The sequence below is a fragment of the Pseudomonas sp. FW300-N2A2 genome, assembly GCF_017351735.1.
In the GTDB taxonomy this organism is placed as follows: Bacteria; Pseudomonadota; Gammaproteobacteria; order Pseudomonadales; family Pseudomonadaceae; genus Aquipseudomonas; species Aquipseudomonas migulae.
In genome coordinates, this window is record NZ_JACNDU010000001.1 from 505933 (window position 1) to 521222 (window position 15290).

General features: G+C 60.8%; 9 protein-coding genes. 8 read left to right on the forward strand and 1 reads right to left on the reverse strand.

Going from position 1 to position 15290, the window contains the following annotated elements; all coding sequences use genetic code 11:
* Positions 1–44: 44 nt before the first annotated feature.
* The 5 genes from nrfB (at position 45) to J4E42_RS02145 (ending at position 8494) form a co-directional block, all read left to right on the forward strand.
* Entirely contained in the window at positions 45–2219 is a 2175-nt protein-coding gene (nrfB, locus tag J4E42_RS02125) for a cyclic di-3',5'-guanylate-activated glycosyltransferase NrfB (RefSeq protein ID WP_207284446.1), read from the forward strand.
* Positions 2216–5380: an NfrA family protein gene (locus tag J4E42_RS02130; RefSeq protein ID WP_207284447.1), complete on the forward strand. Its 3165-nt coding sequence runs from the start codon at positions 2216–2218 to the stop codon at positions 5378–5380. The genes nrfB and J4E42_RS02130 overlap by 4 nt, the downstream gene beginning before the upstream one ends.
* Positions 5380–6234, forward strand: coding sequence for a DUF4434 family protein (locus J4E42_RS02135; RefSeq protein ID WP_207284448.1), 855 nt, complete (start codon positions 5380–5382; stop codon positions 6232–6234). The genes J4E42_RS02130 and J4E42_RS02135 overlap by 1 nt, the downstream gene beginning before the upstream one ends.
* Before the next feature lie 7 nt (positions 6235–6241).
* On the forward strand, positions 6242–7318 hold the full coding sequence (locus J4E42_RS02140; protein WP_207284449.1) for a diguanylate cyclase: 1077 nt from the start codon (positions 6242–6244) through the stop codon (positions 7316–7318).
* 75 nt (positions 7319–7393) lie between these two features.
* A complete protein-coding gene (locus J4E42_RS02145; protein WP_207284450.1) occupies positions 7394–8494 on the forward strand; it encodes a DNA alkylation repair protein in 1101 nt (366 codons plus the stop codon).
* Between the two features lie 91 nt (positions 8495–8585).
* Here J4E42_RS02145 and J4E42_RS02150 read toward each other — a convergent pair whose 3' ends face one another.
* Positions 8586–9482, reverse strand: a complete 897-nt coding sequence (locus tag J4E42_RS02150; protein ID WP_207284451.1) for a LysR family transcriptional regulator — start codon at positions 9480–9482, stop codon at positions 8586–8588.
* 121 nt (positions 9483–9603) lie between these two features.
* Here J4E42_RS02150 and J4E42_RS02155 point away from each other — a divergent pair, with 121 nt between their 5' ends.
* The 3 genes from J4E42_RS02155 (at position 9604) to lldD (ending at position 15255) form a co-directional block, all read left to right on the forward strand.
* The gene (locus J4E42_RS02155; RefSeq protein WP_008037156.1) at positions 9604–11250 is read left to right on the forward strand and encodes a GMC family oxidoreductase; all 1647 of its coding nucleotides are present in this window, start codon (positions 9604–9606) and stop codon (positions 11248–11250) included.
* Positions 11251–11540: 290 nt separating this feature from the next.
* Positions 11541–13163, forward strand: a complete 1623-nt coding sequence (locus J4E42_RS02160; protein WP_008037160.1) for an MFS transporter — start codon at positions 11541–11543, stop codon at positions 13161–13163.
* A gap of 937 nt (positions 13164–14100) precedes the next feature.
* Complete coding sequence (gene lldD / locus J4E42_RS02165; RefSeq protein ID WP_207284452.1) at positions 14101–15255, forward strand: FMN-dependent L-lactate dehydrogenase LldD; 1155 nt, start codon at positions 14101–14103, stop codon at positions 15253–15255.
* Positions 15256–15290 lie beyond the last annotated feature (35 nt).

Genomic DNA, 15290 nt, shown 5'->3' on the forward strand with positions numbered 1-15290 from the left:
TTGTTCGAGTGGCTGGGCGTGCGCTCGGCGGCGGTCAAAGCACGATGACTTTCGGTTTTGTCGATTTTTTTGCCTACGTCCTGTTCGGTCTCAAATACCTCGCGATCACCCTGGCGTTTTTGATGTTCCTCCTCGGGCTCGATGACCTGTTCATCGACCTCGTGTACTGGGGCCGCAAGTTGGTCCGGCGCTGGCGGATCTACGAAAAATTCAAGCGCGCGGATGAAGAGCGCCTGTACGCCATCGCCGAAAAACCCCTGGCAATCATGGTTCCGGCGTGGAACGAAGTCGGAGTGGTCGGTGAAATGGCGCGCCTTGCGGCGTCGACCATCGATTACGAGAACTATCAGATTTTCGTCGGTACGTACCCTAACGATGCCGAGACGCAGGCCGACGTCGATGCGGTCTGCCAGCACTACCCCAACGTGCACAAAGTGGTCTGCGCCCGCCCCGGCCCCACCAGTAAGGCCGACTGCCTGAACAACATCATCGACGCGATCCTGCGCTTTGAAAGCGAGGCGAAAATCCAGTTTTCCGGGTTCATTCTGCACGATGCCGAAGACGTGATTTCGCCGATGGAATTGCGCCTCTTCAACTACCTGCTGCCGGCCAAGGACCTGATCCAGATTCCGGTCTACCCCTATGCGCCGGAGTGGCGAGGCTTCACCGCCGGGCATTACGTCGACGAGTTCGCCGAGAACCATGGCAAGGATGTAATCGTCCGCGAAGCCATGACTGGCCAGGTGCCCAGCGCCGGGGTCGGCACCTGCTTCAGCCGTAAAGCCATCAGCGCCCTGCTCGAAGACGGTGACGGCATCGCCTTCGACGTGCAGAGCCTGACCGAAGACTACGACATCGGTTTCCGCCTCAAGCAAAAAGGCATGAAGTGCATCTTTGCCCGCTACTCGGTGACCGACCCGAAACTGGCGCTCGAACAGCGCTGGGCGTTCGGCATGGACCGCGTGTTTTCCCAGGTCATCTGCGTTCGCGAGCATTTCCCCCGGGACTTTCAGCATGCCATCCGCCAGAAATCGCGCTGGATCGTCGGCATCGTCTTTCAAGGCACCAAGAACCTCGGCTGGAGCCCCACGGGCGTGCTCAACTATTTCCTCTGGCGCGACCGTCGCGGCATGATCGCGTACCTGCTGAGTTTCCTGGTGAACCTGTTGTGCCTCGTGCTGCTGGCAATGTGGCTGATGACAGTGATTGCACCGACCGCCTGGCGCTATCCGTCGATCCTGTCCAACAGCCCGGTGCTCGCTACGCTCTTGTGGCTCAACGGTTTGATGCTGATCAATCGGCTGTTCCAGCGTGGCTGGTTCGTCACCCGTTACTACGGGCTCGTCGAAGGCCTGTTGTCGGCACCGCGCATGATATGGAGCAACTTCATCAACTTCTTCGCTAACGTGCGGGCGCTGCGCCAGGTCATGGAAATGGGTGATTCGCGCCGCGTGGCGTGGGACAAGACCACCCATGAATTCCCGGCCCTGACCAAAGCCCAGCGCACGCCGCTGGGTCATCGCCTGGTGGAAAAAGGCCTGCTCACCGAAGAGCAACTGGAAGCGGCGATCACCAACCCGATACGCCGGCGTCTGGGCCACGAACTGCTGCTGCGTGAACACATCGACAGCACGCAACTGGTAGAAACCCTCGCCGAGCAGCTGGATCTCGAATGGGCGCCACTGAACCCGTTCAAACTCGACAAACGCCTGATCGACGCCGTGCCGCGCAAGATCGCCTCCCACTACGGCGTGCTGCCGGTGGCCGAGGAAGGCAACACCCTGGTGCTGGCCTCCGAAGGGCCGGTGAGCCAGGTCTCCCTCGGCGCCATCAGCCGTCAATTGAAACGCCCGGTGCGCTGCCGTCTCGCGCCTCAGGGCCGGGTCACGCTGGGTATCCGCTACTGGTACGCCAGCCCTCGCCAGAATAAGGAAGTGCACCACATGCTCGAAGTGCTTGAGCGTCATCAGGACGATGAAGCCTTGCTCGAACGCGTCAGCCATCACCAAGTGCTGCTGGGCAATCTGCTGCAAGTGCGCGGCATGGTCCCGCCGAGCCTGTTCAATCAGGCTTTGATCGACTTCGATGCCGAGAACATGTCCTTGGGTGAACACCTCATCTCGCGCGGCATGATCACGCAGGAAGTGCTCGAACAGGCCCTGGCCGACCAGGCCAGTGAACAGCAAGCGGCCTTCCGCATTGTCCGGGAGGTCGCATGAAGCCTGATCGTCATGCCCTCCTCATCGGCAGTCTGTTGCTGAGCCTGGCCACCAGCTCATGGGTGCAGGCTGAACCGCTGACCGAGTTCGAACAATTTCGCAGTTTCCCCTACATGGATCGCAGCTACCGCGAAGCGAAAAAGGGCAACTGGGCTGAGGTCGAACGGCTGATGCGCCACCTGCTGGTCAAGGTGCCGAAAAACGATGAAGCCCGCGCCCTGCTGGTGGAAGCGCTGGCCAAGCAACGACGGTACAAGGATGCCGTGCAGGCGCTGCCGGACAACCCGGACAACAACGACGCCCTGCTCAACCTGCGCCTGACCTGGATCGAACAGGATCCTCCGGGCAGCGAGCAAGTAGAACAATGGATCGCCAACAGCAACCTCAGTCAGCGGGTACGCCTGTGGCAGGCCTATAGCTTGAGCCTCGCGAAGTTTGGTGGCGCTGGCAGGGCTCACGACTGGCTGGCACAACTGACACCCAAGGGTGACGACAACATCCTGCAACTGGCCCGCTCCAATTGGTCCGAGCAATTGCGCGACTGGAACGGCACCATCGAGCAACTGGCGCCACTGGCCGCCAGCGATCAACTGGACGCCGAAGGCTGGCAGCGACTGGCCAATGCCTATGTGCAGCGACTCGACGAACAGCCTTTGCAGCAATTGCTGCAGCAAGCCCCGTCCCCCGAAGCCGCGCGCAAGGCACGCCTCGCGATGATCGATCGGGCGATCGCCATGGGCCAAGTGCAACAGGCTCAACGCTGGATTCAATCATTGCCCGCCAGCGAACTGGCGGATCCGGCGCAACGCCAGCGCCTGTGGGAACTGGCTAGACAAAGCGGCGATGTACCGACCGTGCAACGCTTGAGTGGCGAATTGCAGCGCCCGTGCCTGGAGACGGCCGAATGGTTGTCCGGTCGCGATCCGCAAGCCGCACGCACGCAGCTGCGTGGCTGCCAGCCGAACGATGACCCGCAAAAATGGTTGATTCTGGCCCAGCGCCTGCAAGACACCGAGCTGCTGCAAGGCACGCGCCTGCCCGAACCCTGGGACAGTCGCCGCCAGGCACGGCTGCTGGACATCTGGCAGGACCAGGGCGAGAGCGACAAAGTCATGGCCTGGCTCGCCGGCCAGCCACAGACGGCTGACGTGGTCAAACGCCGGGCCGAACTGGTGCAAGCCCTGGGTCGCAATACAGAAGCCGCGACGCTCTGGGAGCGACACTACCAGCAGACCAGCAACCTCGGTTCGCTCAATCAGGCAACGTATCTGGCGCTGAATGCTGGCCAGCGCGAACACGCGCAACAGTGGCTCGAAAACGCCTATGACCGTCATGGCGGCAAGTTGCCCGTTGCCCTGCTGCAGCGGCTGGCGGGGCTCTATGCCTCGTCGACGCCGACCCCGGCGCAGCAGAAACGCATGGTGTCGCTGCTCAATCGCGTCGATCCCGCCACACGCGGCCAACTGCTGGCGCAACTGGCCGAGAAAGGTCAGTGCGACGCGGTGCAACAAGCCATTGGCGACCACCCGCAGGTCGCAGGCGACTATCGAGCCCTGGGCCGTTGCGCCATGCCGAATCGGCCGGGTGAAGCCGTCGTCTACTACCAGACCGCAGAAAAACTCGGCGACCGTGGCAGTCGTCTGCCACTGGCGTATGCGCTGGAAGCGTCCGGTGATTCGGCGGGTGCCCTGGCCATCTGGCGCAGCCTGCCGGAGGCTGAGTTGAGCGATAACGCCAAGCTGACGGCCAGCCGCAGCGCCCTCACCGCAGGCGACACGCAGCTCGCAGAACGTTACTGGCAACACAGTCGCGCCCGGGGGGCCAATGAATGGGCACTTGGCGCGGCGATTGCCGACGCGCGCAGCGATCATCTCGAAGCATTGCAACGTCAGCGTTCAGCCTTGCAGCAGGCGCCGGATGCCGGGAATTTCTACGCAGCGTCGGTCACCGCGCAAAAGGCCGGCGAACTGGAACAAAGCACCGCGTGGCTCGCCGAAGCCGTGCGTCGCGAACCGGACAACCCGCGCTATCGCGCCGATTACGGCATGCGTCTGGCGGGGGCCGACACCCGGGAACAGCGCGCCCACGCCATCCCTTATCTGCAAAGCGCCACCCGTGATTTTCCGGAAGACTATCGCCTCGGCGAAACCCTGGCGCTGCGTTATGACGAAGTGAAGGACAGCGCGGCGGCGCGCAAGGAATTGCGCCGGGTCATTGACCTGGAACAGCACCCGGTAGCCGCCGACGATGAGGACGGCAGCATGGAAGCCAGGCGTTATCGCCAGCGCCGTGCTCACGAAACCCTGTCCCGTCGCGACAGCCGCACGCTGGCCAGCACCTGGTCACCGGCCGGCGTCTCGACCAACGACAGCTTCCGCCCCAACGGCACCTTGCGCGACAGCTCACGACGCGCCACCTCACAGAACGTACAAGTGGCGATCTGGGACCATGCGCTCGGCGAAGAGCCGAGTCGCGCCGGCAGCACGTTGTCGGTTTATGGCCGCGTACTGCTTGGCGGTCAGGGTCGATCGAGTTACGGCGAATCCCTCGGCACCGGCGTGGGTCTGCGCTACAAGCCCTGGGGCACGGCGAACATCAACTTCTACGGCGAGCTCTACAAACAGAGTTCGTTCGATGACAACGACAATCAGCGCCTGAGCCTGGGTCAATTGCTGATTCCTGAAAAACTCGCCGACCAGTTCAACGATCACCGCCAGGACGGTCATACCAGCACTGATTACCTGTTGCGCGCCACGGCCTCGTTTCTTGATCAGGGACGATTCCGCAACGACTGGCGCATTGATGAAAACGATTGGGAGGAACGTTTCCTCTACCTCGACGCCGCGTGGTGGACCAAGGCCGGTGATCACCAATGGCTGTCGCGCTTCCAGCAGGGTCACACCTGGAAACTGCCGTTCAACGGTGCGCAAACCGTCATGCCGTACGGCTTTCTCGAGTTCGCCAGCCAGGACCCGAACAATGACTGGCGCCAGGATCTGCGCACCGGTATCGGCTTGCGCTGGCAATGGTGGTTCGACGACGACATCTACAATGCTTACCGCGCGCACCTGACGGTTCGCACCGAGTATCAGCAATCCCTGAGCGGCAACCTGTATGAAGGCGGCAACGGTGTGTTGCTGGGTGTGGAGTTGAATTTCTGATGACGCGTTTTCTCCTGGTTCTTTGCCTGTTGTTGAGCAGCACAATGGCCCGCGCCGATGAGCGGATTTTTTACCAACCCCTGAACGTCGACGCCAGTCTGAGCCAGGCGCAATGGCAACGGATCTGGCAGGACACCGCTCAATACGGCGTGCAGACCGTCATCGTGCAATGGACGGCATACGGTGATTCAAACTTCGGTGGCGTCGATGGCTGGCTCGCCAACAGTTTGAAACTGGCCCACGAGCAAGGCCTGAAACTGATACTGGGCCTGAACATGGACCCGGCCTATTACCAGCGTATCGATGAGCTGGACAGCGCCGGGCTCGCGGCTTATTGGCAGGTGCAACTCGGGCAATCGCTCGCCCAGCAACAGCGGCTGCGCCAGGACTGGAAGTTGCCGGTCAGCGGTTGGTACCTGCCGATGGAGCTCGATGACTTTCACTTCCTGGCGGTCGAGCGACGGCAAACCCTACAGCGCCAACTCAAGGATTTCGCCGGCAAACTGGACGCACCGCTGCACGTCAGCGCCTTCACGGCCGGCAAACTTGCGCCACAGGTCAATGGCCAGTGGCTCGATGGGCTGACGAGCGTGGGCGTTCAGGTGTGGTGGCAGGACGGCGCGGGCACCGGGCGTTTACCACCACTGGTGCGCAACGGCTACGCCAGCGCGCTGCCCTGCCCGGTCGGCATCGTGCGCGAAGCGTTCCGGCAGGTCAGCGCCGAAGGCCAACCGTTCCGCGCAGAGCCGGCCGCCCCGGACGCTTCCTCGGCAGGTTGCCATCCGACGGCGGTGTTTTCCCTGCGTTATCGACCGTGGGGCAAGGTGATTCTCGACAACCAGCGCAAGCAATAGGTCGGCGATGTACAAAACCATTGAAGATGAAGTCCTGAAAAAAGCCGCGCCAGCGGCACTCAAGGCTGAATTCATCCAGCATGAATTCGAGCGGCTGCATAAATTCTGCCTGCTGATTTATGTCGCCAGCATCGTTATCTGGGTGCTCTTCGATCTGATTGTCAGCTTCATCGGTGGCCAGGGTTTTACCTGGCTGTCGATGCTGTTTCTCGGGGTTTTCACGATCCTGGCGATTGTGCTGCTGTTCACCCGCAAGGCTCGGCATTTCCACGTATTGAACCTGATGTTCGTCTTCGCCATGACCTTGGGCATTCGCCTGGTGATCGAAGGCTTGCCCGCCGATTTTCAGCCCGCCTGGCTGGTACTGGCCGCTGCGAGCACGCTGTACAGCGCGTCGGTTTTGCCGCTGAGTCGCTGGTCCTTCTACGGTGCGCAAATCATCACCTGGCTGCTGCTCAATCCGTTCTACGACACCCACTTTCACGTGCTTGAGCTGCGGGGAATGATGACGGTCTGCTACGCCGGTTTTCTTTGTGCGATGACCGTCTACTGCTTCCTGAAATTACGCGAGGCCAAACTCTACAATTTCATCATGTCCCGCCTGCTGCTGGATCAGGCCTACATCGACACACTGACCGAGATCCCCAACCGTCGCTCGTTCATGGCACGCGCCGACAAACAGTTGCAAGCCGCGCCACGGGAATCCGACCATTACCTGGCAATGATCGATATCGACAACTTCAAGAAGGTCAACGACGTGTTCGGCCACGACATTGGCGACGAGGTGCTCAAGCGCGTTGCCGCGGACATCAAAGCGGTGATGGCCGACTTTGAATACGCGCGACTGGGTGGTGAAGAGTTTGCGATTTACCTCGCCGGTGTGCGCCGTGAAGACGTCGCCGCCCTGGCCGGCGATCTGTGCAGGGTGGTCCGCGAACGAACCACTCTGCACCCGGTGACCATCAGCATTGGCCTGGCGCGGGTTGCGGAGAGCGACACGCTGAATCAGGCGCTGGTGAAAGCGGATGAGGCGTTGTATGAGTCAAAACATTCGGGGAAGGATCGGTATACGTTTCATCAGTGATGAGCGTATTCGCGAGCAAGCTCGCCTGGATAACGCGGTGTACCTGGATAAATAACGATTTCAAAGGAATCGACAATGGCCGTTGACCAACCCGCCCCCGCCCTGAAGGAAATCTTCAACGCCGAGCGCCTCAAGCACATCGCCACCGAGATGACCGCGGTCTACCCCGACTTCAACGCCAAAGCCTTCCTCAAACTGGCCAACGACGGACTGGCCGAGCTGTCGATCATGCAGCGCATGGCCCGTGTCAGCGAATCACTGCACGCCGTACTGCCGCTGGGTTTTGATGAGTCGCTGGAGGTATTGCGCGCCCTCGCCCCGCGCCTGAACAGCGGTTTCGTCAGCATCTCGCTGCCGCATTACGTCGCGACTTACGGTGCCCATGCTTTCGAACCGTCCATGGCTGCGCTCAAATACTTCACCACATTCGGCTCCGCCGAGTTCGCGATCCGCTATTTCCTGCGCAGTGACCTCAAGCGCGCGTTGGCAGTGATGCACGATTGGTCGCTGGATGAAAACGAACATGTCCGGCGCCTGGCCAGCGAAGGCTGTCGCCCGCGCCTGCCGTGGTCATTTCGCCTGGAACAGATTCAGGCCGACCCGAGCCTCGCCGCCGCGATCCTCGACAACCTCAAGGCGGACGCCAGCCTTTATGTGCGCAAGTCGGTGGCCAACCACCTCAACGACATCACCAAGGACCATCCCGAGTGGGTGCTGGACCTGATCGAAGGCTGGTCGCTGGAAAACAAACACACCGCGTGGATCGCAAGACATGCACTACGCAGCCTGATCAAACAGGGCAACCAGCGGGCGCTGGCGATCATCGGCGCGGGCGGCAAGCCCGAGGTTGAAATCATTGATGTGAACGTTGAACCGGCCGTGATTGGCCTGGGTGAGGAAATCACCTTGTCCTTCAGCGTTAAATCCACGGTTGAGGACAGTCAGCGCCTGGTGATCGACTACGCCATCGATTACGTCAAAGCCAATGGCAGCACCTCGGCGAAGGTGTTCAAGCTCAAGACATTGACGCTGCCCGGCCATGCGACCGCCCTCCTCAGCCGTGGTCAGCACATCAAGGAACTCACCACGCGCAAGCACTACGCCGGCCGACACGCGGTGCACGTCCTGGTGAACGGCAAACGCCTCGCCAGCACTGCCTTCGAAATCCTTCCTTGAAACCCAACCCCCTGTAGGAGCCGGCTTGCCGGCGATGGGGCCCTTGAATCGTGCATCAATTTCAAGGCCGCCATCGCCGGCAAGCCGGCTCCTACAAGGGATCGGGGCCTCGCAGTAGATCCTGTTCACGCTCACACAACTCCACCACGTAATCCCACAACACCCGCAACCGCACGGACTTGTGCAGCTCGCGACGGGTACTGATCCAGTAGCTGCGCTGGATGCTTTCATCCGGCAACAACGGCACAAGCTGCGGATCGGCGCTGGCCATGTAGCACGGCAGCACCGCAATCCCCAACCCCGAGCGCGCCGCCTGTTGCTGGGCAATCACGCTGGTGCTGTGGAACACCACCTGTGGATTGCGGCAGAAGCTGTTGAGGAACATCAATTCCTGACTGAACAGCAAGTCGTCGACATAGCCGATCCACGCGTGGCGCCCGAGGTCTTCGCGGCTTCGCAACGGTGGCGCCCTGTCGAGGTAAGCCTGGCTGGCATACAGCGCCAGGCGATAGTCAGTGAGTTTGCGCGTGACCAGCATGTCGGCTGCGGGGCGTTCGAGGTGGATGCTGATCTCCGCTTCGCGGTTGAGGATGCTGACAAATCGCGGCACCGCCACCAGCTCCACTTCCAGCCCCGGATAGCGCTCGAACAAACCGTTCATGCGACTGGCGAGGAACATGATGCCCAGGCCTTCGGTCACCCCCACGCGAATCTTGCCCAGCGGCGCCGTCGATTGGGTGATCTCTTCCTGGGCCAGCAAGGCGACGTTCTCCATCGCTTCAGCGTGTTTGAGCAGCGCTTCACCTGCCGGCGTCAATTCATAACCCTGGGCGTGCTGGACGAACAGCGCCGTGCCGAGGCTTTTTTCGATGGCCTCGATGTGCCGGGCCACGGTGGCATGGGTGGTGTTCAAACGGCGGGCAGCGGTGAGCAAACGCCCGCTGCGCTGCAATTCGAGAAAAAAACGCAGGTCATTCCAATCGAACATGAACCGTCCTTAGGGATACGCTGTTTAAAAACGCACAGCGGCTGCGCAAAAACTAACATTCTTTTGACGAAAGCTAACAACTAGGATGATCGACAACAAGAACAACAATACGAGGTCAGGGATGCAGACTTCCCTTGATGAATACGATTACATCGTGGTCGGGGCCGGGCCGGCGGGATGTTTGCTGGCCAATCGATTGTCGGCCAACCCGCAACACCGGGTGCTGCTGCTCGAAGCCGGCGGCCGCGATAACTACGCATGGATTCACATCCCCGTGGGTTACCTGTTCTGCATCGGCAACCCGCGCACCGACTGGTGCTTCAAGACCGAAGCGCAAGCAGGCCTGCAAGGTCGCGCCCTGAGTTACCCGCGCGGCAAGGTGCTCGGCGGTTGCTCCTCAATCAACGGCATGATCTACATGCGCGGCCAGGCCGGCGACTACGACGGTTGGGCGGCCGATGGCAATCCCGGCTGGCGTTGGGACGATGTGCTGCCGCTGTTCAAGAAAAGCGAAAATCATTTTGCCGGCGACTCGCAATTTCACGGTGCCGCCGGGGAATGGCGGATCGAGCGTCAGCGACTGTCCTGGCCGATTCTCGATGCGTTCCGCAGCGCGGCCGAACAAAGCGGCATCGCCAGCATCGATGACTTCAATCAGGGCGACAACGAAGGCTGCGGCTACTTTCAGGTCAACCAGAAGGCCGGGATTCGCTGGAACGCGGCCAAGGCATTTCTCAAACCGGTCCGCCATCGTCCCAATCTCACCGTGCTGACCGACGTTGAAGTCGACCGTGTGCTCCTGGAAAACGGCCGCGCAGCAGCGGTAAGTACACGCTGGCAGGGTCAGGCGAAAACCTTCAAGGCGCGCAAGGAAATCGTCCTTTGCGCGGGTGCCGTCGGTTCGCCGAGCATCCTGCAACGCTCCGGCATCGGCCCTCGCCCGCTCCTGGAAAAACTGGGTATCGGTGTGGCCCATGAGCTGCCCGGTGTGGGCGGCAACCTGCAGGATCACCTGCAACTGCGGCTGATCTACAAACTGCAAAACGCGCGCACCCTGAACCAGATCGCCGGCAGTGTGTGGGGCAAGATCGGCATGGGGCTGCGTTATCTGTATGACCGCAGTGGCCCGCTGTCCATGGCGCCGAGTCAGCTCGGTGCGTTTGCCCGCTCGGGGCCGGAGCAGACTTCGGCGAATCTCGAATACCACGTGCAGCCACTGTCGCTGGAGCGTTTCGGCGAGCCGCTGCATGCCTTCCCGGCCTTCACGGCGTCGGTCTGCGATCTGCGTCCGCAAAGCCGTGGGCGAATCGATATTCGCTCGGTCAACCCGCAGGACGCGCCGCTGATTCAACCCAATTACCTGAGCCATCCGGAAGATTTGCGCGTCGCTGCCGATGCGATCCGCCTGACCCGACGCATCGTTTCCGCGCCAGCCCTGCAAGCGTTCAAACCGGTGGAATACCTGCCCGGCGACAGTTTGCAAAGCGAAGAACAACTGCACGAAGCCGCCGCGCGAATCGGTACGACGATTTTCCATCCGGTCGGTACGTGCCGCATGGGCAACGACGGGGACGCTGTGGTCGATGCCGAATTGAAAGTCCACGGCATTCCCGGCCTGCGTATCGCCGACGCCTCGATCATGCCGCGCATCACCTCGGGCAACACCTGTTCGCCGACGCTGATGATTGCCGAAAAGGCCGCACAACTCATCCTCAACCCCGCCACAAGGAGCCTGACAGCGCCAATGGAACTGGCGACCAATGCCTGACCTCCAAACACGAACATTGTAGGAGCCGGCTTGCTGGCGAAGGCTGTGTGTCAGGCGCCATCAGTATTGACTGACACATCGTTTTCGCCGGCAAGCCGGCTCCTACAGGGTTGTAGGTGGGGCACAAGAAATATGAACGACAAAGATCAACTGTAGGAGCTGGCTTGCCAGCGATAGCGGCGGATCAATCAACATCGATGTCACCCGATGCACGGACAGTAGCGGCACCCGCCCACAAAGCATGTGCCGACAGTGGAACAACAAAAACAATCACTGTGAGGGATACCGATATGTCAGAACACGTTCAATCTCTGGAAATCACGCGCAGCGCCGATGCCAGCCGTGACACCCGCAAAGTCATCTTCGCTTCGTCACTGGGAACAGTGTTCGAGTGGTACGACTTTTTCCTCTACGGCGCCCTCGCGGCGGTGATCAGCAAACAGTTTTTCGCCGGGGTCAATGACACCACCGCATTCATCTTTGCACTGATGGCGTTCGCCGCCGGCTTTATCGTGCGGCCCTTCGGTGCGCTGGTGTTCGGGCGGCTGGGGGACATGATCGGGCGCAAGTACACCTTCCTCGCCACCATCGTCCTCATGGGCGTCGCGACGTTTTGCGTCGGGTTGCTGCCGACTTACGCGAGCATCGGCATCGCCGCGCCGATCATCCTCGTGGTGCTGCGCATGCTTCAGGGCCTGGCCCTGGGCGGTGAGTACGGCGGCGCTGCGACCTATGTCGCCGAACACGCGCCAATCGGCAAACGCGGTTTCCACACCAGTTGGATTCAGTCCACCGCGACCCTCGGCCTGCTGCTGTCGTTGCTCGTGGTGCTGGGTTGCCGCTACTTCACCGGCGACCAGTTTGAAGTCTGGGGCTGGCGGATTCCGTTTCTGTTTTCCATCGTGCTGCTGGGCATCTCGACCTGGATTCGCCTGAGCCTGCACGAATCGCCTGCGTTCGTGAAAATGAAAGAGGAAGGCAAACTCTGCAAATCGCCACTGCGCGATTCCTTCGGCAAATGGGAAAACCTCAAGGTCGTGCTGATCGCGCTGTTCAGCATCAACGCCGGGCAAGCGGTGACGTTTTACGCAGCGCAGTTTTACGTGCTGTTCTTCCTCACCCAGTTCCTGAAAATGGACCCGGCCCTGGCCAACAGCCTGCTGATCGTCAGCGTGATCATCGGCGCGCCGTTCTTCATTTTCTTCGGTTGGCTGTCGGACAAGGTCGGGCGCAAACCGGTGCTGATGATCGGCCTGTTGCTGGCCACCGCGCTGTACTTCCCGATCTTCAAGACCCTGGCTCATTACGCCAACCCGGCGATCGACCAGGCCAGCCGTCAGGCACCGATTACCGTACTGGCCGACCCGGCGACGTGCACCTTCCAGTTTGATCCGGTGGGCAAGGCGAAATTTGACAGCCCGTGCGACAAGGTCAAAACCTTCCTGGTGAAACAGGGCCTGCCCTACAGCAGCGAAGCGGCCCCGGCCGGCAGCGGCGTGCAGGTCAGCGTTGGTGACGTGAGGCTTGAAGGCTTTGACGAAGCGGCCCTGCGGGGTGCGGTGACCCTGGCCGGGTATCCGTCAAAAGCCGACGTCCAGTTGATCAACAAACCGATGATCGTGGCGCTGATCGTCGCGCTGATCATCATCTCGGCCATGTGCTACGGGCCGCTGGCGGCGTTGATGGTCGAGCTGTTTCCGACGCGCATTCGCTATACCTCGATGTCCCTGCCGTATCACATTGGCAACGGGTGGTTTGGTGGGTTCTTGCCGACGGTATCGTTTGCGTTGGTGGTGTACACCGGGGACATTTTCTATGGGCTTTGGTACCCGGTGGTGATTACTGCGGTGAGCCTGGTGGTGGGGATGATCTGTTTGCGTGAGACCAAGAACGTGGATCTGGATACTAACTGAGGGTTGGTTGGTGTTTGGGCGGTTGGGGGCATGTCCGTTATTTCGGTGATGGCGGCTATTGGTTTCGCCCTTACGGCGAGTCACTTTGGAAAAGCCCCAAAGTAACCAAAGGGCTCTTGCCCCTTTCGTTCGGTGGCTCGCTAATGCTCGCCATGCCCTCGCTCCGGCCCTGCTCCGTGGGCCCGCCGCCATCGGCCATCCCTGGCCGGGGGCGGCTAACCCGGCATCCATGCCGGGTTGCCCACTACGCAGAACCTCCACTCGGCCTCTCGAGGGGGCGCTCAGATCAAAAGCTGAAGGCGAGCTAACGCTCGGCCTGATGAGTGGTGAAAATCAAAAGCTTATGGGATTCCCTGTAGGAGCGAGGCTTGCCCGCGAAAAACGACCGGACAACACGTTCATTCAGACAGCCCGCGTTATCGTTGACGTCCATCGCCAGCAGGCTGGCTCCTACAAGGGAATGTGCAAACATCCAACATTAGTGCAGCCACCATGATGTGGGAGTGTGCACACGACCAAAGAGCCAGGTCGGCTTTCAGGCCGCCTCGGCGGCTGTGGCGGTCGTCGCCCCCTCGAGAGGCCGAGTGGAGGTTCTGCGCAGTGGGCAACCCGGCATGGATGCCGGGTTAGCCGCGCACGGCCAAGGATGGCCGATCGCGGCGGGCCCACGGAGCAGGACCGGAGCGAGGGTATGGCGAGCATTAGCGAGCCACCGAACGAAAGGGGCAAGAGCGCTTTGGTTACTTTCGCGCTTTTCGAAAGTGACTCGCCGTAAGGGCGAAACCAATAGCCGCCGTTACCCCAATAACGGATATGTACCCCCCAAAAAACCCAAACACTCAACACCGCGAAAAACAGAATTACCGCAAACACGAGCCGTTTTCGCTACTCTGGCTCAAAGCACCCATCGCCCCGCCACTCACCCGACCGAGGCACCATGATCATTTCATCCGCATCCGACTATCGCGAGGCAGCCCGCCGCAAACTCCCCCGGTTCTTGTTCGATTACATCGATGGAGGCGCTTATGCGGAACACACACTAAGGGCCAACAGCGCCGACCTGACAGGCATCAGCCTGCGTCAGCGCATTCTGAAAAACGTCGAAACCCTGAGCCTGCAAACCACCCTCTTCGACCAGCCCCTCGCAATGCCGATCATCCTGGCACCGGTAGGCCTGACAGGCATGTTCGCCCGTCGAGGCGAAGTACAAGCCGTGAAAGCGGCGCAAAACAAAGGCATTCCCCTGTGCCTGTCGACGGTCTCGGTGTGTTCGATCGAGGAAGTCGTGGCGCAAAGCCAACAATCCATCTGGTTCCAGCTGTACGTGCTGAAAGACCGGGGCTTCATGAAAAACGCCCTGGAACGGGCCAAGGCTGCCGGGGTGAAGAACCTGGTGTTTACCGTCGACATGCCCACGCCCGGCGCCCGATACCGGGATGCGCACTCGGGCATGTCCGGGCCGTTTGCGTCATCGCGGCGAATACTTCAGGCGATGACCCGACCCGACTGGGCCTTCAACGTCGGCGTCATGGGACGCCCGCACGATCTGGGCAACATCTCGAAGTACCTTGGCAAAGCCGTCACGCTCGAAGACTACATGGGCTGGCTGGCGAACAACTTCGACCCGTCGATCAGCTGGAGCGATCTGGAGTGGATTCGTGACTTCTGGAAAGGCCCGATGATCATCAAGGGCATTCTCGATCCTCAGGACGCGCGAGACGCCGTCAGCTTTGGCGCGGACGGCATTGTGGTATCGAACCACGGCGGACGACAGCTGGACGGCGTGCTTTCCACCGCCAAGGCATTGCCGCCCATCGTACAAGCGGTGGGGAATGATCTGACGGTGCTGGTCGACTCGGGGATCCGCTCGGGGCTCGATGTCGTGCGGATGCTGGCCCTGGGCGCGAAAGGTGTATTGCTGGGGCGATCCATGGCCTATGCGCTGGCCGCCGATGGTCAACGCGGGGTGGAAAACATGCTGGATATTTTCGCCAAAGAGATGCGCGTGGCCATGACGTTGACCGGAGTGACCTCGATTGCTCAGATCGATGAGTCGACGCTGGTGCAGGCGGTTCGTGAAATGAACGCTTGATCGTAAAAACGCCCTGTCGATGCAGGGCGTTTTCA

Coding starts and splice junctions, on each gene's coding strand:
- nrfB (WP_207284446.1), top strand. CDS start 45: ATGACTTTCGGTTTTGTCGATTTTTTTGCCTACGTCCTGTTCGGTCTC.
- J4E42_RS02130 (WP_207284447.1), top strand. CDS start 2,216: ATGAAGCCTGATCGTCATGCCCTCCTCATCGGCAGTCTGTTGCTGAGC.
- J4E42_RS02135 (WP_207284448.1), top strand. CDS start 5,380: ATGACGCGTTTTCTCCTGGTTCTTTGCCTGTTGTTGAGCAGCACAATG.
- J4E42_RS02140 (WP_207284449.1), top strand. CDS start 6,242: ATGTACAAAACCATTGAAGATGAAGTCCTGAAAAAAGCCGCGCCAGCG.
- J4E42_RS02145 (WP_207284450.1), top strand. CDS start 7,394: ATGGCCGTTGACCAACCCGCCCCCGCCCTGAAGGAAATCTTCAACGCC.
- J4E42_RS02150 (WP_207284451.1), bottom strand. CDS start 9,482: ATGTTCGATTGGAATGACCTGCGTTTTTTTCTCGAATTGCAGCGCAGC.
- J4E42_RS02155 (WP_008037156.1), top strand. CDS start 9,604: ATGCAGACTTCCCTTGATGAATACGATTACATCGTGGTCGGGGCCGGG.
- J4E42_RS02160 (WP_008037160.1), top strand. CDS start 11,541: ATGTCAGAACACGTTCAATCTCTGGAAATCACGCGCAGCGCCGATGCC.
- lldD (WP_207284452.1), top strand. CDS start 14,101: ATGATCATTTCATCCGCATCCGACTATCGCGAGGCAGCCCGCCGCAAA.